Origin of the sequence: Phocaeicola sp. RTP21359st1_B8_RTP21360_211022 (genome assembly GCF_040911965.1) — a bacterium.
Classification (GTDB): domain Bacteria; phylum Bacteroidota; class Bacteroidia; order Bacteroidales; family Bacteroidaceae; genus Phocaeicola; species Phocaeicola vulgatus.
The window spans coordinates 31,746-53,150 of sequence record NZ_JBDFXP010000025.1 but is presented as its reverse complement, the minus strand read 5'-3'; the positions used below and the strand labels follow the sequence as shown (position 1 = coordinate 53,150).

The window sequence follows — 21,405 nt, the reverse complement described above, 5'->3', positions numbered from 1 at the left end:
CACTATGCGGACAACTCGGAATGAATGATAAAGTTTTTGTTTAATTCCTGTAATACTTCAGTTGACTGCTTTTCAGTCTGTAAGGGGAATATAGAGATACGATTTAAAGTTAGGATAATATCGCGTTGAGATTTGCGAAGTTCTATTATTTTTATAAGCGTTTCTTTCTCTCTTTTTACCATATAATTCACTTCTATTTTGTTCGTGTCTACATTGTTTCCTATTTTGAAATCGCTAGTTGTTTTTATGACGGTTATTTGTTCTTTGTAATCAGATGCCGCAATATGATTTTTTTTTCTGTCTAATTTTATTTCCATAGCTACACTTTTATTTTGCGATTTTATATTCTTGGGCAAAGATAGGCATTTTCTTTCCAATAATCTTTTTATGTTGTGCAAATTCACTACAGATGCTATTCAACTGTTTTTTTTCGTATTTTTGCCGCAAATTTATAAGAAAAATTGGATGTTAATTTGTTGTTTTGGATAAAAAGAGAAAATAGATATGAGAAAATTGTTGTGTCCGCAATGCAAAATTGCAGGGTTATACGTTAAAAATGAGAAGAAAGAAAGGTTGTTAGTTTATGTATCGGATGAAGGGGAAGTGGTACCGAGAAATTTGGAAGAGAATATGGAAGGGTTTGATTTAACTATTGTTTATTGTTTGGGGTGTTCATGGAGTGGCTCTCCAAAAAAACTGGTGAAGAGGTAGGTATGAAAGGAAAACTTAAAATCTCATTTATTGGTGATAGACGTGTTCGATAAATTGTTGTTGAATGATAAATTGAACCCTAATTTGCCCATTGATGATTTGCACTTGAATGGGGCTGGATATCGGATATTAGTTTATACTTTGAGAGTGTTTTATGTTAGTAGGGATGAATGAAAATAATTGTTGAATTTAAATATAGGAATAGCGATGAATATTTTATTGGTGAGTAATAGTGACATATGTCGTAGTCGTATGGCACAGAAGATATTATCTTCTTTTGGACATGGGACAAAGATATTTACTTCTGGAGTTCTGCCGGGAAGAGTGGTACCATCTTCAGTGGTAGGGGTGATGGAACAGAATGGATACGATTGCTCTCGTAAGAAAGCTAGTGATGTGGATATATATTGCCATCAACCATGGGACTATGTGATTACTCTTTGTGAAGAAGCAAAGGAAGTGGAGGGTGATTTTAATAAGGAAGTGAAAAACTGGAGGCATTTTTCTTTTGATGACCCGTTTCAGCATATTTATGAGGATGAAACAGAATTGGAACATCGTATTTCCGAACTTTATGAAACGATGTATCGTGAATTATATGAGTTTTATCGGGACGAACTGAGTGAGCAATTATTGCCACGTTGCACTTGTGGGGCTAATACCTATTGTCGATGTGAGTGAACCAGTAATGTCCCATAAGTGTTTGGACATGTTGACGCATCCATTGCGCTTGAAGGTGATTCCTTCTTTTTCCAATAATTCTTTTTGTTTCTGCCAGCTGGGAACTAGTCTTCCTTGGCTGTTTACTATCCGGTGGCAAGGAAGGTCTTCTTCTTTTGGTGCATGAGATAAAGCCTGTCCTACCATTCGTGAATATTGGGGATTACCTATAAGTTGTGCTATTTTTCCGTAAGTAAAAACATTGCCGTAGGGGATTTCTTTTGTAATGCTATATACTTCTTTATAAAACTGTGCTCTGTCCATTCTGTTTATTGATGAATGAAATGCTTGATAGTTGTTATGGGATGAAAAAAAAACATTCGTGGACCAGCATACCGCATTACTTCTTGTATTCGTTTCTTCATTTCTGGTTTATAACAATGTATGGGACAGTTGCGGCAAGTCTTTTTTTGTTCACCAAATGTACAATGCTTTAACCGGTTATGTGCATATTGCAATAACTGCCGACAGGTTGGGCAAAGCTCTTTATTGCCTTCCTTGTACCGACAATAAATTCGGATCATTTGTTCTGCGGTACGCTGTTCTCTTTCGATAATTCTCATCTGTAATGAAGTTTTTGTGTGAATAAAGTGCAAATATAGGACTATTTTTTCTTATTTTTGTATTCAATTAGTGTATAACCTTTAAAACAAAGAGATAATGGATAAAGTTGTTGTTAATTCGTACGAGGATTTTGAGAAGCTGCTAGGACGGCAGATTGGAATTTCCGACTATGTGGAAGTGTCGCAAGACCGAATTAATCTTTTTGCAGATGCTACCTTGGACCATCAGTGGATTCATGTAGATACAGAACGTGCTAAAGTGGAAAGTCCTTATCATAGTACTATTGTACATGGTTACCTGACCCTTTCGTTGCTTCCACATATGTGGAACCAGATTATAGAAGTGAATAATCTGAAAATGATGATCAACTATGGTATGGACAAGATGAAATTTGGACAGGCTGTCCTAGCAGGTCAGAGTATCCGTATGGTAGCAAGTCTTCATTCTTTACAGAACTTGCGTGGCGTAGCCAAGGCTGAAATTAAATTTACAATTGAGATAAAAGACCAACCGAAGAAGGCACTTGAAGGCATCGCTATCTTCTTGTATTATTTCAATTGATTTTATGAGAAATAATCTCCGAAGAAGAATAAGGTATATTTTTATCGTTCTTGGATAAATGTTTTACCCAAGAACGATTGCTTTGTTTTGATTTTTTTAGACACGTATATATCCTTTGGGGGAAGTTAGGGATTAACAAAATTAATGATGAAATAGAATAGGCATTTGAGATTGTGTAAAAATGAAAAACTTATTTTAGGTTGTTTTTCTCTAAGTAATAACACAAATGATCATATATTTTGTCATCATAGCTAACTTCGGCTTGATGGAGAATGCCTTCGTATGTAAACCCCATTTTCTCCAAAACACGTTGTGAACGTTTGTTTTGAGGATAACAATTTGCACTGATCAAGGTTAATCCTAGTTTGTTGAAGCCATAGTCCAAGACAGCACAGACGGCTTCAGACATATATCCTTTTCCCCATTGGGCTTCATCTAACCAATAACCTATCATTCCGGCATTTGAATTCTCTCTCTTTGGGTCTGGTAGAATTCCTATAGCTCCTATCAGAAGCCGGTCTTCCTTTCTAGTGATGGCCCATGTGTCTTTTTGTGGTATAAATATTGTTTGAAGAATTTTCAGAGATTCTTCCAGTGTGTCATGAGGTTTCCAACCAGCATTATTTCCTAGGTTGGGATTCTGGCAACAGTTAAAAACAGCTTCCGTATCATTCTCTGTAAAAGGACGTAAAATAAGTCGCTCAGTTTCTATTACATGATTTCCCTCAGGAGGGCATTCCTGCTCTTTTTTGTAAACACACTCTATCCGGTTTCCGTCTGGATCTAGTATCACACTTTCAAAATAGCCATCTCCTGAAATGCGAGGTTCACCTACGATATGGTATCCTTTAGTACGTAGCTGTTCCGTTAGTGATAAGACAGCTTCTTGGCTTTCAAAAGAAAAAGCTAGATGGGTCAATCCCGGTCTGTTTTCTTCTATCGGGATATTTTGCACGTCAATCCTACTCATCAACTCTAATGTAGCACCACTTTCAAATGAAATGAAGTAAGATTCAAAACCTTTTTGGGAATTAATGTATTTTTCATTACTTGTTCCGTTAAAGTAACGAGTATAAAATTCCCTTAGCTTTTCCAGATGAAATGTCCAAATGGCGATATGATGTATTTTCATGAGCGATTATTTATTCATTATAGATATTTTCTTTAGTTCGTTTTATTCTAAATAAATCATCTTTTTGGTCATTCCACCATCGATGATGATATTTTGTCCATTGATGAAGTCGTTCTCTTCTTGACATAAAAATAAACACATACGTGCTATGTCTTCTGGTTTGCCTACTCGTCTTGATGGATGTTGGGCATGATCTTCTGGGCGTAGCCGTTCGTAATCATTGGTCTGAATCCATCCCGGCGAAATACAGTTTACGGTGATATGAAAGTCGGCAAGGGATAAAGCAAGTGCATGGGTCAGTGAATAGATTCCTCCTTTGGAAGCCGCATAGCTTTCGCTTCCCGGTTCGCTCATTAAATAACGGGTGGAACAGATATTGATAATTCTGCCATACGGGTGATTTTCTGCTTGGGATTTGCGATGTAAAGCTAATGTGCGTGAGGTGATAAATACAGGTCGCAGATTGATGGACAAAATTTTATCAAAATCTTCCACGCTGGTTTCCGTGATGGGAGAAAATTCGCTTATTCCGGCATTGTTAATAATGATGTCCATATCCCCCCACTTTTCAAAAAGCTCGTGCATACAGTTCTCAAGGGATTCTTTATTACTTACATCGGCATGATAAAAAATTGCTCCGGTCTCTTTGGCTGTCTGTATTCCTAAATCCTCATTTTTGTCACAAAAGGCGACTTGGTATTGTGAGTTGCAGAAAGCTTTCACAATGTTTCTCCCTATGCCATCGGCACCTCCTGTGATGAATGCTTTTCTAGGAAGTTTGATTGTATTGTCTGTCAGGTCCTTTGGTTGAAGCTTGACGGAAATCGTTTTCTTCTTTCCTTGTTTACATTTTTTTTCCCATGCAGCCTTTCGGGCTTCATATTGTTCGTATTGCCTTTCTATATAATTGTCTGCCATAAGTTTTGAAATATATTTATCGGAATGTTATTCTATTGTTTACCATAAAATTAACAGCTCCATATATTATTATTCCAATAAATTGTGCTGTAAATTCTTTGATTCCTATTGCTTCTATCATCAGTATCACAAAAAGAAGTTGTATGCCATAGGCAATACCAAAAGCGGTACAAAAGAGCATTATTTGTTGCCAAAGACTGTTTTGGGGATTGCTGGAAGGAAAAATCCAATATTTGCTCCATATAAAATTATGGGTTTGAGCGATGAGATATGCCATAATATTTGCTACTATATATTTTCCTTTGAATGAGAAGTAACTCATCACAATCCATATCACTAACATGGTAATAAGGTAATTTAAGGTTCCTATTGTAGCAAAACGAACTAAACGTACTGATGCTTTCATCCTCTTTTTATTGGTTTGTTTTATATGGTGAATTTGGGTACAAAAATACTAAAAATATGTGATTTTAATGCTTGTATAATAAAAAAGAAGCCTACTCATCTTAGTTTCTGTTTTAATGTTGTTCAGCATTTTTTGAAAGAAAATTTAAACTGGCTTTTTTCAGTTTTGTCCTGAATTTGAAGTTCAATTGTAATAGAGGTGGACTTTTTTAGGGGAAAGATGGGAAGAAACGCTGAAAAGCATGGTGGAAATCCGCAGAAAGTGTTGATGCAAATATGTTGATTTTATGACAATCGGACAATATATAAGGCACACTTTTATATCATGCAAAATAATAGCATGTTATAGATGTACCTTATAAACTGTCTGATTGTAAATATTCAAAATCTGTGATTAATGAATTTCGATGATTCTGTTCACTTTGGCTTTTTCTTCAGGAGTGCGTTTAGGCAAATCAATGGTCAGAACACCATTGCTGGCATTGGCGCTGATTTTTTCCTTAACCACATCTTCAGGAAGAATCAAAGCTTGTTCGAACTTAGAGTAAGAAAATTCACGACGTAAATATCTTCTGTTGTGATGGTCGTCCTCTTTTATTTCATTCTTTTTCTCCATTGAGATCACTAGTTCGTTGTTTTCGCTGATGTGGATATTGAAATCTTCTTTAGTCATACCCGGAGCAGCAACCTCTACTTTATAATCTTTGTCACTTTCAATGACATTAATTGCAGGGGCGGTAGCGTTGGCTCTTGTCAACCATTCATTATCAAAGAAATCGTTGAAAATACTTGGTAACCAATTCTGATTGTTATACTTTCTAGTCGGCATCATAATTATAATCTCCTATATTTTAAATTGTTACTAGACTGCTTTTTGATTTTTTTATCTTGTCGTTTTTGGCAATACACTGATGTTCTTGCAAAGTATATGCCTGATGGCAAAATGTCAGCCGGAAATGAAATGAATTTAAATCTGTGAAGATAATTTTAATGAATATCGAGATGTGTTTAAACCTTTGTAAAATTTGTTTGCAGTTGAGAAGCAAGGTAAAGTGATAAAGAAAGCCATTTTGTCAGCAAATGGTGGCTGTTATTTATGTTTGTATATTATCTTTGCGTCGTTTTATAAAGATAACCATTAAAGAAGAAAAGGAAATATCATGTTGGCATATACTTATATTAAACAGGGAAAATTTGAATTGATAGAGAAACCGAAGCCTGAGTTGAGAGACTCGCGTGATGCTATTGTGCGCGTTACTCTCGGGAGTATTTGTACCAGTGACTTGCATATTAAACATGGTGGTGTGCCACGTGCTGTTCTCGGAATAACAGTGGGGCATGAAATGGTGGGTATTGTGGAGCAGACAGGACGTGATGTTAAATTAGTCAAACCAGGCGATCGAGTTACCGTCAATGTGGAAACCTTTTGTGGAGAATGTTTTTTTTGCCGGCATAGATATGTGAATAATTGTGCTGATCCTAATGGGGGATGGGCCTTGGGATGTCGGATTGATGGGGGGCAGACGGAGTATGTTCGCGTACCTTATGCTGATCAAGGCTTGAATCTCATTCCCGATTCCGTGAGTGATGAGCAAGCTTTGTTTGTAGGAGATATCCTTGCTACAGGATTTTGGGCTGCTCGCATTTCGGAGATTACCGAAGAAGACACGGTGCTTGTCATTGGTGCGGGACCTACGGGAATCTGTACTTTGCTTTGTGTGATGCTGAGAAAGCCGCAGCGCATTGTTGTTTGTGAACAATCCTCTGAAAGAATTCGGTTTGTTAGGGAACATTATCCGCAGGTAGAAGTTGTCACTCCAGAAGAATGTAAGGAATTTGTATTGCAAAGTAGTCCACACGGTGGTGCGGATGTAGTTTTTGAAGTGGCAGGAGGGGAGGATACATTTCGCTTGGCATGGGAATGTGCGCGCCCTAATGCTGTCGTTATTTTGGTGGCTCTTTATGACCGTCCTCAGATTCTTCCTTTGCCGGATATGTATGGAAAGAATCTAACCTTCAAAACTGGTGGCGTAGATGGTTGCGATTGTGCTGAGATACTTCGCTTGATAGAGATGGGAAAAATAGATACCACTCCACTAATTACACATCGTTTCCCGCTAGATCAGATAGAAACGGCTTACCGGATTTTTGAGAACCGACAAGATGGAGTGATAAAAGTAGCTGTGACAATGGAGACTGGAATGTAGATTAAAAGCAATGAAATAGCATAATATAAGAGTGTATGCCTATTATTGAAATATCATCATTGACACATCCCGGAGTGGATGTTTTCTGCATGTTGACGGAAGCTCAGTTACGTCAGCGTATGGAACCTGGGAAAGGGGTGTTTATAGCCGAAAGCCCCAATGTCATTAGTAGGGCTTTGGATGCAGGATATGAACCTCTTGCTCTTATGTGTGAGCGTAAGCATATCTCTGGCAGTGCTGCTCACATTATCAAGCGTTGTGGTGATGTGCCCGTTTATACGGGTGATAGAGAGTTGTTGGCTACGTTGACTGGCTATGTTCTGACACGTGGTGTATTATGTGCTATGCGTCGTCCGGTGTTGCCCTCTATGGAAGAGATCTGCCGGGATACCCGGCGGATTGTAGTCATTGACGGTGTGGTGGACACTACCAATATCGGGGCGATATTCCGTTCGGCAGCTGCTCTTGGGATAGATGCTGTTTTGTTGACACGCAATTCTTGCGATCCGTTGAATCGCCGTGCGGTAAGGGTGTCTATGGGTTCGGTGTTCTTGGTTCCATGGACATGGTTGAATGGTACGATTGGCGATTTGAACAAGTTTGGTTTCCGTACTGCTGCCATGGCGTTGACTGATGATTCTATCTCTATAGATCATCCCATATTGGCGGCTGAACCTCGGTTGGCTATTGTGATGGGAACAGAAGGGGATGGGCTTCCTTACAAGACAATTGCTGAAGCTGATTATGTAGTCCGTATCCCTATGGCACATGGAGTGGATTCGCTCAATGTGGCTGCAGCAGCTGCTGTTGCCTTTTGGCAACTCCGGATTACAGACCATTGAAAAGATTTAATATATGATTAAGTTTATTTTATTTTCATAGCTCCCATGGCGTCCGGGCAGTCTGTGGGCGTCCTTAGTTGTATAGGCATAAAGCGTATCATCACGCTGATGTGTGGTCACTAGGCGCAGACCATGGTATATCTTCAGCGTGTCAGCATCATAGACAATTTCGACACGTTTGCCTATATACTCTTTCGGCATGCTGTAATGGTGAAGCTTGAAAGTTACATAGCAGTTCCGCATTACCGTTGCAGAGCGCCGCTCCTTCATCTGGTGGCGTATGGCGGGAAGTGGGCGGAGGTACTCGGCTTCAATCTGTTCGCGTCTGGACAGGGAACGTCCGTTCATCCTGCGCCCGTTAAAGGCTGAGAGCGATTCGAAAATGGCCACATTCAAAGATTCCAGAGAGTTGAACACAAGCTCTTCGACATCTGCATATACTGCCGGTAAAGCAGTTTCACGGCATTTTCAACCAACGCCTTGTCCTTGGGATGGCGTACCCGTGCGGGGTATACGGTACATCCATAATGCTCGGAAAATGCCGCAAACTCCTCGTTGATTACCGGACCGTTGTGGTTGCTGCGGGCTACTGCTGCTTTGAGGTTGTCAGGTACGATTGCCATCGGAATACCGCCGTAAAAATGAAGTGCGTTTTCACATGCCTTGATCAGATCTTGTTTTGACTGGGACCAGACCGCCTCACAATAGGTATAGTGGCTACAGGGGAGTATGGACACAAACATTTCAACGCTACGGCATTCACCGTTTTCATTGTCAATGACCTCAAGCTTGTCACTGGCAAAGTCAATGTATATTTGGTCATCGGCATAATGCTCAATATGCCCCACGACATGAGTCACCATCCGGTAACGCATGAGATAATTACCGAAACTGGCATGTTTGTATCCATTAGGGCGTGTTTTGTGATACTCTTTGTACAGGGATTTGACCGTTACCCCTCGGCGGCTAAGACGGGCGGAGTACTCGGGTAGAAGTGCCTCCAGCTCAAGTTGGCGTTGTGATGGAATCTGACTACGGCTAATCCCTTCGGAGAACATTTCTTGGATGCGGGAAGAAGGCATTGATGCCAACTCCTTTATCGGAATGCCACACTTTTGGAACAGACGCACATATTTGTGCACTGTGTTGCAGGATAGCTCAAAACTCCTGCTTATTTGCTTTATCTCCATCCCCAATGCATAGCATTGGAGAATATTTGCTATCTTTGTTGTCATAGTAGAAATGATTTTACCCCACCGGTCAAGACGGGAATCAAATCTACGAAACACGAAGGTGTGTCAAAATGCACCCCTTCTTTTTTTTACGCACCTTCCCTTTTTTGTTATTTCGGTTTTTCTAGCTATCTTAGCAACTTGAAATAAGGAACAAGTATAACCATTTGTTATAACGATTTGTAATGGTGTCCATTTGTTCCTTAATACCGGCATTTAATAACCTTAAAACAAACTGATATGATAAAGATAGGGTTCAAAGCATGTAGAATGAAGACATTTAAAATGAAACTGGAGAATCTTCCTGATGTTGTTTATAGTATTAGCGAAAAGAAGATTCCTTATAAAATATGTTCTTTGCAAGGTGATATATTGACTGTACAGAGAGAAAGTACAGAAAATTTTGTCGAATTAGACATCAATGAATTATATGAATATTTCACCGAAGAAACCACTTATAATACGCAAACGGCTCGAAAGCATATCACTGGATATGCATATTCTCCAGCCGCAGCTATAATAAACGCTTTAGTTAAATCTGAATAATAGAGAATAAGCCGTATGCCAGAGCAATACAAAATGGTGGCGGAGAATCCGCAAAGCACGGTGGTTTCAGACTTTGAACCTGTTTACCGTAAATCCACACAATACCAAAGCGAGGCGGAGATGGAGCATGACTTTATCAGCCAGCTTGAAAAACAAGGTTACGAGTATTTGCCAATCAAAACGGAAAAGGAACTCATTTGCAATCTTCGCCGCCAGTTGGAGTGCCTAAACGATTATAAATTTACCGACAATGAATGGCAGTCGTTCTTTGCCGACAAGATTGCCAACCGCAATTACGGCATTGTGGAAAAGACTATCATCATACAAGAGGACTACATTCAGTTGCTGATGCGCGATGATGCTTCGGTGAAGAACATTTACCTGATAGACAAGGAAAACATCCACAATAATTCGTTGCAGGTAGTCAACTAATACACGCCGGAGGGAAGTGTAAGGGAAAACCGTTACGATGTGACGATATTGGTGAACGGCTTGCCTCTTGTGCATGTGGAATTGAAACGCCGGGGTGTGGATATCAAGGAAGCGTTCAACCAAATCAACCGCTACAACCGCGAAAGTTTTTGGGCAGGCAGCGGACTGTTTGAATACGTACAGTTGTTCGTTGTCAGCAACGGCACACAGACGAAGTATTACAGCAACACTACCCGTGCCTCGCACATAGCCGAGGCAAGCAAGCGAAGCCATAAGCAAGGGAAGCAGCAGACCAGCAACAGTTTTGAATTTACGAGTTTTTGGGCATCAAGGGACAATAAGGTAATATACAAAAGTTGTCGGTATTCATCAGCAAGAACCGCACGCATGAGGTCTATGGCAAGCACCTCGTGTTCATCTTCGATGAATGCCACCGCAGCCAGTTCGGAGATATGCACACCGCCATCATCAAGAAATTCAAACGCTATCATCTTTTCGGCTTCACGGGAACACCTATTTTCCCGGTAAATGCCGGAGCCGGCGGTAAATTTGACCTGAAAACCACCGAACAGGCTTTCGGCAAGCAACTGCATATCTATACCATCGTAGATGCCATTGCCGATGGCAACGTGCTGCCGTTCCGCGTGGATTATGTCAGCACCATGCGTGAACAGGAGAATATCAAGGACGAACAAGTGCGTAACATCGACCGCGAGCGTGCGTTGGCAGCTCCTGCCCGTGTCAGTCGTATTACAAACTACATATTGGAACATTTCGACCAAAAGACTAAGCGCAATGCCCGTTCCTTTACGTTCAATAAATTGGTGAACATTGCAGAAATGGCAACGGCAAAGAATAGGGAGGCGACGGAAGAGAAGAAGCAAAAAACGCGAATGACGGGATTCAATTCCATTTTCGCCGTTTCGTCCATTGACACCGCAAAACTTTATTATATAGAGTTCAAGCGGCAGATGACGCAACTACCACCCGACAAACAACTGCGTGTGGCTACCATCTTCAGCTATGGGGCAAACGAAGCCGAAGACGGCACGGGATTGCCCGATGATGAGAACTCAAAAAACACCGACGGACTGGATAAGAGTTCTCGTGACTTCCTTGAATCGGCTATCGAAGATTACAACGCAATGTTCAAAACCAATTACGACACAAGTGCTGACCGTTTCCAAAACTATTACAAGGATGTGTCGCTAAGGATGAAGAACCGTGAGATAGATTTGCTCATTGTGGTAAACATGTTCCTGACGGGATTTGACGCCACTACTCTGAACACCCTTTGGGTGGACAAGAACCTGCGGATGCACGGATTGTTGCAAGCCTATTCGCGCACCAACCGCATACTTAACTCCATTAAGACATTCGGCAACATTGTGTGCTTCCGCAACTTGGAGCAAGCCACCAACGAAAGTATCGCCCTTTTTGGCGACAAGGAAGCCGGAGGTATTGTGTTGCTGAAAACCTTTGACGAATACTACAAGAGAACCTGTATATGTTCGAAGTGTAAGCGAGTATTTGCAGGTTTCTTAGTATTCGAATGCTAATATAATAGAAGACATGAATCTTTATCTGACATTCCCCAATTTTGTAGCATAGAATATAGTCGCGTTATTGCAGTTATCGGATATTCGTATCAAATCTGAAAGATTTAGCTTTCTACATATGTGGATTTCAAAAAAAATATTATCTTTGCGTTTAAGAAGCGTTCTTTTGAATTACTGCAAAAGTGTTGAAATACAGAATTTCGCTGGTTTCTATATCGTTACCTATCAAGCTGAAATATTCTGTAAGCTGTTGAATTTTAGCGAGAAAGAGAATACGCTATGTCTTGCACAGTGGTAGGTGATGTGCTTAGTTATTCCGGCTTCCGCAACCCATTTCTTTATCGGGCGGTTAATCCATGACGGGTCAGGCAGTCCGGCAAAAACTAATTGTTCACCGTCTTTCCTTTCACCACATAATTGAAATGCCTGTTCGGATATGGGCATATATTCAACACCTTTGGTCTTTTGTTGAGTAAAGTTCAAGCGGTAACCACCATTGAATACCTCTATCTCTGACCACTTCAGCTTTTGAATGTCGCAATGGCGAAGCCCAGTCAGTGCGGAAAAGAGAGCGGCACGCTTCAATAACGGGCCACATGGAGTTTGAGCCAAACGGTTCAGTTCTTCAATGGTCAAGTATTCTCTGCGGCTTTCTTGACCTTGAATTCCCTTGACCTTTGCCCTAATATCAACGGTTAGGTAGCCGTCAATGAAAGCCTGCTTCAATGCGGCCTTGAATATGGAGAAATAGGTGGATGCTGTATTTTGCGAGATGACACCTTTCTTGCCACCTCCTTGTGGGGCGTTCAACAGAAACATACGGAAGGATTCTATCAGTTTCAAATCAATCTGTGAGAAAAGGATGGTATCGCCTTTCGCAAAGATTTTCAACAGTTCATGCACACGCTTCCAGTTGATGATAATGGAATCGGAGCTATGGGCGTGACGCAACCGCTGTACGTGGTCGAAGTATTCGATGAAGTTGCAACGTGAACGCTCCAGTTGCTCCGCCTGTTCTGCATCGGTTTCTGAATACAATGAGGCATTGTCATATTCCTTTTGGCGCAGGCTCCTTACCTTGTCGGCATAGATGCACGATTCTTGGTCTAACTGTGATTTGCATTGGATGATACCGTTCAAATCACGTTTAGGCTTATAAGTGGTCTTGCCGTCCTTGTCGGTTCGGGCGTTTCGTGACTTATCCCAAATAGGAGTGGTGATGGTACGGTTCAGATATTCACGCACCCTTTGAGGAGTGGGCTTGTCTGCTTGAAAAACCGGATAGGCTTCCACATATAGATACCATTCCTCGCGGTATTCCGACTTGCGGAGTTTTACCGAGACTCGTGTATTGGCCAACGCTTTCTTCATTGCTTCATTTCTTTATATAGGTTATCAATCTCTTTCTTGGGAACATAAACGAAGTTACCTATCTGCCGGGTGGGGATAGAGTATTTGCGGATATGCAGGTATACCGTACTGTCCTCTAAATGGAACTTCTTGGATATTTCGCCGATAGTATAACAGTCCTTAGGCTCCAGACTGTACAGTTTGGCAACGGGTTTTGGTTTTGCCAGAGCTTTCTTCCGTAACGGATAGAGTTTCAGCAGTTCTTCTTTGCTGACTCTTGTTTGTCGTTCGCCTACGTTTACACTTGAAATGACACCTTTACGAATCAAGCGATATAGGGTTTCTTTGCTAATCCCGAACAAGGCATAGGCTTCAGGAACGGTGATATAGTCTTTGGACTTCGGTATCTTCTTCACAACCTCATCCAACTTCTGCATCCTTAGCTCCTCGTCCTTGTTTCTCTTCCAAGCAATTTTAGAACATCTTGGAGAGCAATACCAAGATTCAATGGTCTTCGCTTTGAACGGTTCTCCGCAGACCTTGCATTTACGGGGTCAGCGGATTTTCCCGGTTGGCAAGCTTTCTTTTAAGCATATAGCATAGCCAGTCTGAACATGAAGAATTTCAGATCAGCCACCCCTCTTAACTGGCTTCGAAAAGCTTTGATTTTAGCATTGAACGACTCCGCTGAAGCATTTGTCAATCGTTCTTCAAAATAATTTATGATGGTCGTACTATGGTTTGAAAAGGTATCAAGTACCTTGTTGAACTCCATATAGTCAAACTTTTCCACTTCATTGTACCATCTTGCGAGATTTAGCCTTGCTTCATCGGGACCTGACTTCTTGTTGAAGATGTCTGTCAGTTTCATGCTAAGGCTGTATCCTTCCAGAAGCTTGGGGAATTTATCAAAGAGAATGGCAGCCCTGGTCTTTTGCTGTTCATTCCATTTGCTCCAGTGTTTCAGTATAATATGCTTGCTTCTGCTTACTATCTGTGGCAGGGTTTCTCCGTTCTCGTACATGAAAACGGTCATTGATCAGCTTTGCGGCAGGAAACACCTTTCTGACCGTCAGCATCATGGCTGAAGATAAATCTGTAGTGACAGTCTTGACAGACAGCCGTTTCCGGTGCGGAAGCCTGCGCAAGATTCCGCTTACCGCATCTGTGGCCACTCCACGAACCATTGCAACTAAAGCCCCCTTACGGCCTTTAGCTGCTTTATTGGTCAGAATCGTATAAACATCTCCATTGCTCAGGCAAGTTTCATCCAAAGAAAGGTTTTCTCCAATGTTTTCAGGATAAAGGAGGTAGTCATGCGCATGTTCGAGTTGGTCCCAGTTCCGGTAATCACTGATTTTCTCCTTGTATTGTTTACGAAGAGTCTGCCCTTTTACGCCATAACGTTCCGCAAGCACACAGATGCTCACAGGAGTAGATTCAATCTCCTTCTTTTAAAAAAGAAACGAACTCAGAATTCAGCCGTGTACCGTCAAATTCGGATAAATCCCAGTCATAGCTGAAGATTTCATTGGAAGACTTGTCAAGCCATTTACGTTTACGAACATGGAGATAAGTGGCGCGACCACGAATAGGATAGTCTTGGATTGTACGGTACTCACCAAAACCATAGGATATGATATCCGGGTTGGTCTTATCTTCTTTTAGCTGAACTTTTTTTTCATCAAGATAAATATCAAAACGGTCAGCACTCTTGTCGAAATTGACAATATCAAAGTTGTCTATAAGCACATCCGGAAGGATGGCACGAAGGAGTCGTTCGGGTTTCATAAAACAAAGGTAAGCAAAGATAGCGAATTTTAAAACTTACCAACCAGAAATTTCCGCTGACCCGAAAATCCGGGATTGTTCATGTATATCCATAATTCCTCCCCTTCCAAGGTGATCACAACCCTGGTTGAAAAGGATATGGAGAAAAAGAGAGAGGCGGGAAAACAGGAGAAGGTATGTATGTGATGATGCTATTTAAGATAGTAGGGCTTATGGTATGGGCAATATACTGAATTTGTTGTCGCCCGTTCATTACAATTAGGGTATGCGCATTTATAATTTCCTGTTATTATCTCAAGCATCGTTGAGCATGACGAAAACAAACAGAAACTTAAGAATAAAATAAATAATTTTGAGTTCATAGTTAAATGAGTTGATTAGTAATAGTTTTTAGTTTTCTCTTGTGAAGACTTTATTTTTTTAACAAAAAAAGCTTCACAATATATAGGATATCCATATGTATTACCGTTTATAAATGGATTTTTTAAAAATCTATTTAAGTCGTTGAATGTTAATTTTATAGATGCTTCTTGGTTTATACCGGATATCGTTAATAAAATAATTTGGGATTCGTGTAATGTACCATTGGGATTATGATATTCATCCATAAATGAGTTTTTAAAAGCTTCTAAAACATTTTGGTATGAATTATTACTTGCTATTACAAAATAAGCAGTAACACCATATGTTAGTGTTCGTATATAAACTAATTCTTCAAGGGAAGAGGGAGGGGCAATGAATAACCCATCTGAGGGTACATCCTGAGGATGTAAATTAAACTGTGTCAGCAAAGATTAAAATAAAATATTAACTTTGCTAACACAGTTTTTTTATGAAAGAAGAATTTGATTTTGAAAGTATCAAGAACAAGGCAATTGAACAGCTGAAAGCAGGTAAGCCCTTGTTAGGTAAAGACGGTGCTTTTGCCCCTTTATTGGAAAGTATCCTGAATGCAGCTCTGGAAGGTGAGATGGATGCACATCTTACAGAAGAGGAACGTCAAATGGGTAACCGCCGTAACGGGAAAATGCAAAAGCAGGTCCAGACTCCATTGGGTGAGGTAACCGTTTCCACTCCCCGTGACCGTAATTCAAGTTTTGAACCACAATTCATTAAAAAGCGTGAGACCATTCTTGCAGAAGGCGTAGCAGACCGTATAATCGGCCTGTATGCTCTTGGTAACAGCACACGTGAGATTAGTGACTGGATGGAAGAGAATCTTGGAAATCGTGTATCGGCAGATACAATCAGTTCCATTACAGACCGTGTACTTCCGGAAATAAAGGCATGGAAATCACGTATGCTTGATTCTGTCTATCCCATAGTCTGGATGGATGCCATCCATTATAAGGTAACGGATGAACGTGGTTGTGCAGTTACACGTGCAATCTATAATGTGCTGGGTATTGACAAGGAAGGACATAAGGAGCTGCTCGGAATGTATATATCAAGGAATGAGGGGGCAAACTTCTGGCTCAGTGTGCTGACAGACCTCCAGAACCGTGGAGTTGAAGATATCCTTATAGCCTGTATAGACGGTTTGAAAGGTTTTCCTGAAGCAATCCAAAGTGTTTATCCCAATACTGCTGTACAGCTTTGTGTCGTACATCAGATTCGTAACTCCATCAAGTATGTGGGCTCCAAAAATCAAAAGGAATTCCTGAAGGACTTGAAATGCGTCTATCAGGCTGTAAATAAAGAATCTGCAGAGAATGAACTTCTTAAGTTGGAAGAGAAATGGGGTGAACAGTATCCTATCGTCATCAGGTCATGGCAGGACAATTGGGATAAACTGTCCGAATACTTCCAGTACACTCCGGCTATCCGTAAGCTTATATATACTACAAATACCGTTGAAGGGTATCACCGCCAAATCCGTAAGGTAACAAAAAACAAGGGCGTGTTCCCGTCAGATACAGCCCTTGAGAAACTGGTTTATCTTGCATACCGTAATATACGGAAGAAGTGGACTATGCCACTGGCCAATTGGGCTACAATCTCACAGCAACTGGCCATAAAATTTGGAGAACGGTTTAAATTATTGTAATTTTACGCTCGTCGGGACAGGTGGTCCCGCCCCTTGGCGCTGGCCGTTCCCCAACCGACGAGTTTTTTAGAGAAAAAATAATGCGTGACACAGTTTATATTATAGTGCCTACATCCATTGAGATTGTGAATCCTTTGAATATAACTTCACTAATACATAGGCTTTTTATGTTTTTCATATTAAATTCTTGTTGTGCTATTTTTTTTAGTGCATTGCCAAACTCTTTATTATATGGGAAACAGTTCTCTATATTTGATAGAGATTTTAATTCTGCAAATTTTATAATATATGGTCTTTGAGGTGAAGTATAGCTCTGGAATTCTTTGGATTTCAGAGCTTCTTTTATCTTTTGTAGATATTCACTTCCCTTAACATCTTCCATACAAGTTATGTATGGAATGGGAAAATTAAAAGTTAAATCTATTGGATGTTTCTTATCTATATTTTCTCTATCGAAAGTTGTAGCGAAAGAACTTTTAGGAAATGTTGCTCCTACATATATGTGAGGTGGAGTTGCTAAACATTCCCATCTTTGTACTCCTATATATTGGTTACCAATAAAAAATTCGTCATCATTTTTACTATCATCAATAAGGGTGTCCCATTGAAAAATAAATTTATTTTGAACCGTATCTTTAGGGTTTTGTGGCAATTGTTCATTGTTTTTATTTACTAAATGTTCTTCTTTCTCACAAGCCATAAAGAAAGAAGTAGTTATGATATATAACAAATAAAATATTTTTTTCATTTTATGCCATGCTTTTTAATTTACATTTTATCTATTTATATTGCCATAATATGGCTTTAACAATGTGCGAATTTATGCAATATATATGTAAAATCCATTTATAATAGAATTTATTTTATTGTAATGGTTTGATTTAATCAATTGATTGTCAGCAGTGAATATAGAAAAAGACTTGTAATATTTATCTTTTTTATTTATTTCATTTTTTTGAGAAAGAAAGGTAATAATATTGGCTCCACAGGTACTTTAATTTTCTTTCGAATATTGGTCTTGTATCTATGAAAATATGCTTTGCATTCAAATAGCAGCTATTTCTTCTGTTTTAAAACCTGCAATCATCATACAACATAGCTGCATTTCTTTTTCATTTAAGCATGAATAGTTTTCCTTTAACATGGGGTAAAAATTGTCAAAAGATAAATCTATATGTTTATAAAAACTGTTTCATTGTATTGTTAATAGGTCATTATATTTTATGAAGTTAAATTTTTCTATTTCCTTTAAAAGTTTGGCACTTTGTTCTTTTTTCATATATGTGTAATTTATTAAAATGAATATCCAAAACTAATATAAGGGTAAATAAATGGTTCTTTTGTTACACCGTGTTTATCATTAAAACTAAAAGAAGGGCTTAATCCTATTCTAAATAGAAAACCTTTAGTTGATATGTAACGGTAACCTATATTAGAAAAGAAATAATATCCAAATGTTGTATTGGAAGTGAAATTTATTGTTTCATATTGATCCTTTGATTTTTCTATAAAATAAATATGTTCGTTATATATTCCAAGATTAGAACCTAATCCAAGTTCTAATTTGTGCTTATTTCCAGAGGTGAGAAAGTTGACTTCGATAGGGAAAAATAGCCCTCTATTAGAGTTAGATGCTTTAATAAAAGAATCCCCTCCTTGAAAATAAGAAACACCAAGCCTATATCCCCATGGAGATATAGGAGTAAATCTTGAATCGAAAGAAACTCCAATAAGGTTAGAAGATCCTAAAAACTCTACATAGATATTTTTATCTCTTGTCTTTTTGAAAGATAAGGTGTCCTGTGCGAATATATTTGCAAAAACACCTATGGCAAACGATGCAAGTAAAAAACCTTTTTTTATCATATAATTTATTGATTTTGAACGTTGCAAAGTTAGACTTAATACTTCAAATCGCCATTTGTAAGCCTTTTTGTTAACTTGTAAACTTAATATATAACTATTTGATATTTAGGGTATATCACAAAAAAAAATTGTAAAAGTATAAACTGTCATTGGAATGGAGGAGCAGACATTAAAAAAGCTATGATATTAGCACCTTCAGGAGTTTTAAGTTTCTTTCGGATATTGGTTTTATATTTGTGTACAGAAAAAATACTTTGCATCCATATAGCTGCAATTTCTTCTGTCTTGAACCCTGCAACCATCATACAGCAAAGTTGTAGTTCTTTCTCATTTAGATCTGAAAAGTTATCTTTCAGCAGTGTATAAAAATTATCAAAAGATAAATCAATGTGTTTATAAAAATTGTCCCATTGCGTAGTTAGTAAAGAATTATTTTGTGTAATATTGAATCTATTTAATTCTTTTATAAATTTAGCACTTTGTTCTTTTTGCGTATATCTCAACATCGCAATTTGTTTGGCTACTTCAAAATCACGTAAAATGAACATCTTTGCTTCATCTTTTATATTATTTAATCCCTCCAATGTTTCTATTTGTTGGTGAAGAGCCACAATTTGGTAAGCTTGTTTTCTTTTTTTATTGATGTAGATTAATAGCCCTATACTTGCTATAAAAAGAGAACTTAAAGCAGCATATTTGTATGTAGATAATTTCTTTTCATAATTTTTTTTATCACAAAAGTGGGTATATGCTTGAATAGCTTCATCTAAAGAACTTCCATTCAAATTTCTTAGAAGAATTTCATATCGTTCTATTGCCTTATACAGGCAATCAATTTGATTATCTGTATTATTATTCTCTCTAGCAAATTCTGCACACAGTTTATAAAATCCTATTTCAGCAAAATTAGTTTCCGGGTCTGTGTCATATTGTATAGCTAATTTTCTATGTTTATTAGCATTTGCTAAATCATTTATGGAGTAATAGCAATAAGTTAGTATAGAATGGCAGACAAACAAAAAATCATCTGTTTGTTTTAATGTTATAGCTTCCTGTAATTTATCAATACATAATGTCCATTGTTTAGTTTTATATAACGCAATACCTTGTAGGCATTTGATTTCATTATAATAAATATTGTTTTTATCAATGGAAATTTCTATTAAATTCAATAACTCATAGGCTTTTTTATGATTTCCTATATATAAAAAGCTTTTTGCCATTTGTACTTGAGTTGATATATCCATATCCCTAAATGCAATATCTTCAATACACTGGTTAGCTAATGTTTGATATTTAATAAATTTTAACATATTGTATTTGCGGATATACATATCTCCTAGATAGCCATATAAACAACATAGCCATTCTTTATCCTCTATTTGGCTTGCTATATCTATAGCTTTTTCTATAGCTTGCACCTCCATTTTTAAGTTTTTTTCTTTTTTGTATGTTTTGGCAAGAAACAAAAGGGATTCAAGTTGTTGTTGAATTAGTTTCTTTTTTGTGAAAATATGAATACTTTTTTGTAATAACTCTTTACGTGGGTAATAATTATTTATATAGTGATTTGCTAATGAAACCAATAAGAAATGAGTTGCTTCTTTCTCGTCATTAAGATTAGTCACTTGGATTGAATCAACTTTAGAAAGATATAATTGAGGATTATTTTCTAAAAGTGTTATTTTATTGTTAAACAAGTCCTCTTCATTATTATTTTGCTGGCAAGATGTCTGTACTAACAAAATGATGATTACTAAAAAATATATAGATTGCTTTTTCATTGTATTTTCAATAGATTTGATTACAACTCAGTTTTTACATGTATTTTTCCGAAAGTCTTTTGTTCATTATGTACCCAGCACAATTCTCCGATAATCTTCTCCAATGGGAAATAATCAAGAACGCTATATTGCAGGTCAAACCCGGTACGCTCGAAATAATCCAGCGGGAGTGAAACGAAGTCTTTACGGAATATTCCGTTTGTTTTGCAATATAACTCCAGCCATTCGGAGGTTTCGTCACTTATTGAAATTATTATCTTTTCAGACCTCTTCTTTGGTTGAATATCTTCTTTCATTGTCATATCGTAATTTTCTGAACAGAATATGCTTTATACTTCCGAAACATGCTGCAAATATAGCAAAACACATTTTCTCACTTTTATTTTTAGTGTATTTTTTTATTTGCCAAATATATATTCACTTACCGATGAACAAAGAATTTATATCCACTTCTGGTCTTCCATCCCAAGCATCCTCTTGATATCTTTCAGTATTTTGGTATAATTGTCAGATATTTCCTTCTCCGTCCTGAACGCGACTACCAGCAGCGGTTCCTCCTCCAGTTCGAACAGCCTGAACTTCTTCCTGAAATGTCCTTTGATATTGGAACGGTTTCCCATTCCGATAAATTCCCCTGGTTCCAGTGAGGCGAAGTCCTTTGATTCATATATCCCTTCCTTCTGTGTGCTAATGGTCACGCTGGAATTACGGCCGCCACTGCTGCTGCCGGAACTGGTG

23 protein-coding genes and 5 pseudogenes are annotated in these 21,405 nt (G+C 38.5%); 9 read left to right on the top strand and 19 right to left on the bottom strand.

Annotated features, from left to right (window positions below; genetic code table 11):
- Positions 1-2: 2 nt before the first annotated feature.
- The gene (locus AB5062_RS13765; protein WP_032952617.1) at positions 3-317 is read right to left on the bottom strand and encodes a hypothetical protein; all 315 of its coding nucleotides are present in this window, start codon (positions 315-317) and stop codon (positions 3-5) included.
- A 187-nt stretch (positions 318-504) separates the two neighbouring features.
- Between AB5062_RS13765 and AB5062_RS13760 the strand changes: the two genes are divergently transcribed.
- On the top strand, positions 505-711 hold the full coding sequence (locus AB5062_RS13760) for a hypothetical protein (protein ID WP_005852046.1): 207 nt from the start codon (positions 505-507) through the stop codon (positions 709-711).
- A gap of 207 nt (positions 712-918) precedes the next feature.
- Positions 919-1,392: a low molecular weight phosphatase family protein gene (locus AB5062_RS13755; RefSeq protein WP_032952616.1), complete on the top strand. Its 474-nt coding sequence runs from the start codon at positions 919-921 to the stop codon at positions 1,390-1,392.
- On the opposite strand, the gene AB5062_RS13750 is transcribed toward AB5062_RS13755, so the two are convergent.
- Positions 1,342-1,695, bottom strand: coding sequence for an MGMT family protein (locus tag AB5062_RS13750; protein WP_005852042.1), 354 nt, complete (start codon positions 1,693-1,695; stop codon positions 1,342-1,344). The genes AB5062_RS13755 and AB5062_RS13750 overlap by 51 nt on opposite strands.
- A gap of 5 nt (positions 1,696-1,700) precedes the next feature.
- Positions 1,701-1,994, bottom strand: coding sequence for a nitrous oxide-stimulated promoter family protein (locus tag AB5062_RS13745; RefSeq protein ID WP_005852040.1), 294 nt, complete (start codon positions 1,992-1,994; stop codon positions 1,701-1,703).
- 97 nt (positions 1,995-2,091) lie between these two features.
- Here AB5062_RS13745 and AB5062_RS13740 point away from each other — a divergent pair, with 97 nt between their 5' ends.
- The gene (locus tag AB5062_RS13740; RefSeq protein ID WP_005842132.1) at positions 2,092-2,556 is read left to right on the top strand and encodes a MaoC family dehydratase; all 465 of its coding nucleotides are present in this window, start codon (positions 2,092-2,094) and stop codon (positions 2,554-2,556) included.
- Positions 2,557-2,746: 190 nt separating this feature from the next.
- On the opposite strand, the gene AB5062_RS13735 is transcribed toward AB5062_RS13740, so the two are convergent.
- The 4 genes from AB5062_RS13735 to AB5062_RS13720 form a co-directional block, all read right to left on the bottom strand.
- Complete coding sequence (locus AB5062_RS13735) at positions 2,747-3,688, bottom strand: GNAT family N-acetyltransferase (protein WP_005852038.1); 942 nt, start codon at positions 3,686-3,688, stop codon at positions 2,747-2,749.
- 42 nt (positions 3,689-3,730) lie between these two features.
- Complete coding sequence (locus AB5062_RS13730; RefSeq protein ID WP_005842126.1) at positions 3,731-4,606, bottom strand: SDR family NAD(P)-dependent oxidoreductase; 876 nt, start codon at positions 4,604-4,606, stop codon at positions 3,731-3,733.
- Between the two features lie 16 nt (positions 4,607-4,622).
- Positions 4,623-5,012, bottom strand: coding sequence for a GtrA family protein (locus tag AB5062_RS13725; RefSeq protein WP_005852036.1), 390 nt, complete (start codon positions 5,010-5,012; stop codon positions 4,623-4,625).
- Positions 5,013-5,405: 393 nt separating this feature from the next.
- On the bottom strand, positions 5,406-5,843 hold the full coding sequence (locus tag AB5062_RS13720; RefSeq protein WP_032947554.1) for an Hsp20/alpha crystallin family protein: 438 nt from the start codon (positions 5,841-5,843) through the stop codon (positions 5,406-5,408).
- A 328-nt stretch (positions 5,844-6,171) separates the two neighbouring features.
- On the opposite strand from AB5062_RS13720, the gene AB5062_RS13715 reads away from it, so the two are divergent.
- Together AB5062_RS13715 and AB5062_RS13710 are read left to right on the top strand one after the other, a co-directional pair.
- Positions 6,172-7,218: a Zn-dependent alcohol dehydrogenase gene (locus AB5062_RS13715; protein ID WP_032952615.1), complete on the top strand. Its 1,047-nt coding sequence runs from the start codon at positions 6,172-6,174 to the stop codon at positions 7,216-7,218.
- Positions 7,219-7,253: 35 nt separating this feature from the next.
- Positions 7,254-8,060, top strand: coding sequence for an RNA methyltransferase (locus AB5062_RS13710; protein WP_005852031.1), 807 nt, complete (start codon positions 7,254-7,256; stop codon positions 8,058-8,060).
- Positions 8,061-8,066: 6 nt separating this feature from the next.
- Here AB5062_RS13710 and AB5062_RS13705 read toward each other — a convergent pair whose 3' ends face one another.
- A complete protein-coding gene (locus AB5062_RS13705; RefSeq protein ID WP_227195311.1) occupies positions 8,067-8,477 on the bottom strand; it encodes a transposase in 411 nt (136 codons plus the stop codon).
- On the bottom strand, positions 8,453-9,295 hold the full coding sequence (locus AB5062_RS13700) for a DDE-type integrase/transposase/recombinase (protein ID WP_057280653.1): 843 nt from the start codon (positions 9,293-9,295) through the stop codon (positions 8,453-8,455). Before AB5062_RS13700 ends, AB5062_RS13705 begins: the two co-directional genes overlap by 25 nt.
- A 267-nt stretch (positions 9,296-9,562) precedes the next feature.
- Here AB5062_RS13700 and AB5062_RS13695 point away from each other — a divergent pair, with 267 nt between their 5' ends.
- The 3 genes and pseudogenes from AB5062_RS13695 (at position 9,563) to AB5062_RS13685 (ending at position 11,829) form a co-directional block, all read left to right on the top strand.
- On the top strand, positions 9,563-9,838 hold the full coding sequence (locus AB5062_RS13695; RefSeq protein WP_147339103.1) for a hypothetical protein: 276 nt from the start codon (positions 9,563-9,565) through the stop codon (positions 9,836-9,838).
- 15 nt (positions 9,839-9,853) lie between these two features.
- Positions 9,854-10,498, top strand: a pseudogene (locus AB5062_RS13690) (type I restriction endonuclease); the annotation flags it as partial.
- Between the two features lie 128 nt (positions 10,499-10,626).
- The gene (locus AB5062_RS13685; protein ID WP_050505472.1) at positions 10,627-11,829 is read left to right on the top strand and encodes a DEAD/DEAH box helicase family protein; all 1,203 of its coding nucleotides are present in this window, start codon (positions 10,627-10,629) and stop codon (positions 11,827-11,829) included.
- 276 nt (positions 11,830-12,105) lie between these two features.
- On the opposite strand, the pseudogene AB5062_RS13680 reads toward AB5062_RS13685, so the two are convergent.
- The 5 genes and pseudogenes from AB5062_RS13680 to AB5062_RS13660 all read right to left on the bottom strand — a co-directional run.
- Positions 12,106-13,200 (bottom strand): annotated as a pseudogene (locus AB5062_RS13680) (site-specific integrase); the annotation flags it as partial.
- Positions 13,197-13,730, bottom strand: a pseudogene (locus tag AB5062_RS13675) (helix-turn-helix domain-containing protein); the annotation flags it as partial. The pseudogenes AB5062_RS13680 and AB5062_RS13675, both read right to left, overlap by 4 nt.
- 35 nt (positions 13,731-13,765) lie before the next feature.
- A pseudogene (locus tag AB5062_RS13670) lies at positions 13,766-14,597 on the bottom strand (transposase).
- 22 nt (positions 14,598-14,619) lie between these two features.
- Positions 14,620-14,970, bottom strand: coding sequence for a transposase family protein (locus AB5062_RS13665; RefSeq protein ID WP_005645980.1), 351 nt, complete (start codon positions 14,968-14,970; stop codon positions 14,620-14,622).
- Between the two features lie 377 nt (positions 14,971-15,347).
- Positions 15,348-15,761, bottom strand: coding sequence for a hypothetical protein (locus AB5062_RS13660; RefSeq protein ID WP_050505474.1), 414 nt, complete (start codon positions 15,759-15,761; stop codon positions 15,348-15,350).
- Between the two features lie 41 nt (positions 15,762-15,802).
- Between AB5062_RS13660 and AB5062_RS13655 the strand changes: the two genes are divergently transcribed.
- Positions 15,803-17,017: an IS256 family transposase gene (locus AB5062_RS13655; protein ID WP_007752779.1), complete on the top strand. Its 1,215-nt coding sequence runs from the start codon at positions 15,803-15,805 to the stop codon at positions 17,015-17,017.
- A 94-nt stretch (positions 17,018-17,111) separates the two neighbouring features.
- On the opposite strand, the gene AB5062_RS13650 is transcribed toward AB5062_RS13655, so the two are convergent.
- The 5 genes and pseudogenes from AB5062_RS13650 to AB5062_RS13630 all read right to left on the bottom strand — a co-directional run.
- Positions 17,112-17,765: a hypothetical protein gene (locus AB5062_RS13650; RefSeq protein WP_227195568.1), complete on the bottom strand. Its 654-nt coding sequence runs from the start codon at positions 17,763-17,765 to the stop codon at positions 17,112-17,114.
- A 545-nt stretch (positions 17,766-18,310) separates the two neighbouring features.
- Entirely contained in the window at positions 18,311-18,883 is a 573-nt protein-coding gene (locus AB5062_RS13645) for a hypothetical protein (RefSeq protein ID WP_032953351.1), read from the bottom strand.
- A gap of 146 nt (positions 18,884-19,029) precedes the next feature.
- Positions 19,030-20,667 (bottom strand): LuxR family transcriptional regulator, encoded by a 1,638-nt coding sequence (locus AB5062_RS13640; RefSeq protein ID WP_227195565.1) that lies wholly within the window; start codon positions 20,665-20,667, stop codon positions 19,030-19,032.
- Positions 20,668-20,687: 20 nt separating this feature from the next.
- The gene (locus tag AB5062_RS13635) at positions 20,688-20,963 is read right to left on the bottom strand and encodes a hypothetical protein (RefSeq protein ID WP_227238909.1); all 276 of its coding nucleotides are present in this window, start codon (positions 20,961-20,963) and stop codon (positions 20,688-20,690) included.
- 144 nt (positions 20,964-21,107) lie between these two features.
- Positions 21,108-21,405: pseudogene (locus tag AB5062_RS13630) on the bottom strand (type IV secretory system conjugative DNA transfer family protein); the annotation flags it as partial.